This is a genomic window from Gryllotalpicola sp. CP2-P1 (assembly GCF_057512245.1).
Genome location: NZ_JBLRDT010000278.1, coordinates 1 through 2,498, shown reverse-complemented (window position 1 = coordinate 2,498; position 2,498 = coordinate 1). Strand labels below are relative to the sequence as shown.

The following is a 2,498-nucleotide window of genomic DNA, read 5'->3' as shown; positions in this document are numbered from 1 at the left end:
GCGCTACCGACTCGCCGTCGGCGCCGTGCTCGCCTGGCTCGCGTCGGCGGTCGTTCACAGCCTGTTCGACCTCGGCGCGAGCGCCGCCGACAGCCTGCCCGATCGCTATCTCGGCGCGGGCGTCACGGTGCTCACGATCATCGGCTACCTCGTCGCGTCGTTCCTCGCGTGGCTGCTCGTGAGCCGCGCGCTCAAGCGCCGGGACGTCGCGCGCGCTGCTGCGGCCGGCGAGTACGGCGTACTCGCGCCGAACGCGCCGAACGCGCCGCCGAGCTAGCGAGTGCGCCGTACGCGCGTGGTGGGAGTCGTTTTCTTTATTCACAAAATGGTGAACGTGGCGTAGCTTGTGCCCCGTGAAGGCAGCAGACGCCGGGCAACCGGTCATCGAGACCCGGGGTCTCACCAAGCACTTCGGCCGGGTGCGCGCCCTCGACGGGCTTGATCTCTCGGTCGGCCGCGGCGAGGTGCACGGCTTCCTCGGGCCGAACGGCGCAGGCAAGTCGACGACGATCCGCGTGCTGCTCGGGCTCGCCCGAGCGACCGCGGGCGAGGCGCGGGTCTTCGGCCGGGATCCGTGGCGCGAGGCATCCGCCCTTCATCGCCGCATCGCGACCATCCCCGGTGACGTGGCGCTCTGGCCCAACCTCAGCGGCGGAGAGACGATCGACCTGCTGGTGCGCCTGCGCGGCGGCGACGCGACATCCGCCGCGTACAGGAGCCGGCGCGCCGAGCTCATCGACGCGTTCCAGTTCGACCCGACCAAGAGGGCGCGCAGCTATTCGAAGGGCAACCGGCAGAAGGTCGCCCTGATCTCGGCGTTCGCGCACCCCGCCGAGCTGTATGTCTTCGACGAGCCGACGAGCGGCCTCGACCCGCTGATGGAGTCGGTCTTCACGCGGCAGGTCGGCCGGATCGCCGCCGACGGGGGCACGGTGCTGCTCAGCTCGCACATCCTGAGCGAGGTCGAGAAGCTGTGCACCCGCATCTCGATCGTGCGCGCCGGCCGCGTGGTCGAGTCGGGAACGCTCACCGAGCTGAGGCACCTCACGCGCACGTCGTTCAGCTTCGAGCGCGCGGGCGCCGGCGGCGCGATGCTGACGGATGCCCAGCTCGCCGGCATCCCCGGCGTGCACGACCTCGCGCTCGCCGAAGGGCGCGTCTCGTTCACGGTCGACTCCGACGCGGTCGCGGGCGTGCTGCCCGCCCTCGGCGCCCTCGGCGTGCAGGGGCTGCAGGTCGCGCCGCCATCGCTCGAGGAGCTCTTCCTCAGGCACTACGGCGACGTCGTTCCGCCCGCCGAGGCGGCGTGATGTTCGGCACGCTGCTGCGCTTCCGCCTGCGGCGTGACCGCTGGCAGCTCGCCGTGTGGGCGGTCGTCCACTTCCTGCTCGCCTACCTGGTCGTGAGCGCCGTGCACACGACCTACGGCACGGCCGTCGAGCGGGCGAACACGGTGAAGGTCATGATGGTCACGCCCGCGATCCTGCTGTTCCGCGGCACTCCGCAGGGCACGAGCGCGGGCGACTTCATGGCGCTGCTCGGGCTCACCTTCATCGCCGTGCTCGTGGCGTTCCAGTCGACCTTCCTCGTGGTGCGCAACACCCGCGCGGAAGAGGCGCTCGGCCAGACCGAGACGATCGCGGCGACGGCCGCGGGTCGCTGGGCGCCGAGCCTCGCGGTCATCGCGCTGGGCGTCATCGCCAACGTGATCGCGATGATCGCAGTGGCGATCGGATGTCTCGCCGGCGGCCTCCCCACGGGCGGGTCGTGGCTCTTCGGCGCCGCTCTCGGCGCCGTCGGGCTGACCTTCGTGGGGGTGGCGTTCCTGCTCGCGCAGCTCTTCCCGGTGGGTCGCTCGGCGAACGGGTGGGCGGCGGCGCTCGTTCTCGCGGCCTATGTGGTGCGGGGCCTCGGCGACGCGACCGGCACCCCGCACCTCGCCACCGCGACACTCACGCCGGCGTGGCCGATCTGGGCGAGCCCGATCGGGTGGGCGCAGCGCACGCTGCCGTGGTCGCCGCACGCGCGGGTGTGGCCGCTGCTGCTGGGGGTCGCGGCGTTCGTCGTGCTGACCGCGGCCGCTCTGGTGATTCAGGATCGGCGCGACGTCGGCGCCGGCGTGTTCGCCGAGCGGCGGGGCCGGGCTGCGGCCTCGACGGTGCTCCGCGGGCCGATCGGGCTCGCGCTGCGGCTGCAGCGCGGGGTGCTGATCGGCTGGATCACGGCCGTCGTCGCCGGTGCTCTGTTGCTCGGCGGACTGTCGGGGGTCATGGTCGATCAGCTGCAGACGGCGGGCGCCGGCGTGACCAACGCGCTCGACGAGATCGGCGGCGGGGGCGGCTCGAGCGGCTCGCTGCTGCAGGCGTTCGTCAACGTCGGCGCGATCTTCTCTGCGCTGCTCGCATCGGCGATCTGTGTGCAGGGTGCGATGCGCCTGCGGCAGGAGGAGGCCGCGGGCGGCACCGACGCCGTGCTGAGCACGGCCGCCGGCCGCATGC

General features: G+C 72.7%; 3 protein-coding genes. All 3 read left to right on the top strand.

The genetic code is table 11. The annotated features are described in order from the left end of the window. Positions 1-277: hypothetical protein (locus ACM2XV_RS14180; RefSeq protein ID WP_487027398.1), on the top strand; the 277-nt coding region annotated here is incomplete at its 5' end. 76 nt (positions 278-353) lie between these two features. Further along, complete coding sequence (locus ACM2XV_RS14175; RefSeq protein WP_487027397.1) at positions 354-1,310, top strand: ABC transporter ATP-binding protein; 957 nt, start codon at positions 354-356, stop codon at positions 1,308-1,310. Next, a partial coding sequence (locus ACM2XV_RS14170) for a hypothetical protein (protein WP_487027396.1) occupies positions 1,310-2,498 on the top strand: 1,189 nt, incomplete at its 3' end. The genes ACM2XV_RS14175 and ACM2XV_RS14170, both read left to right, overlap by 1 nt.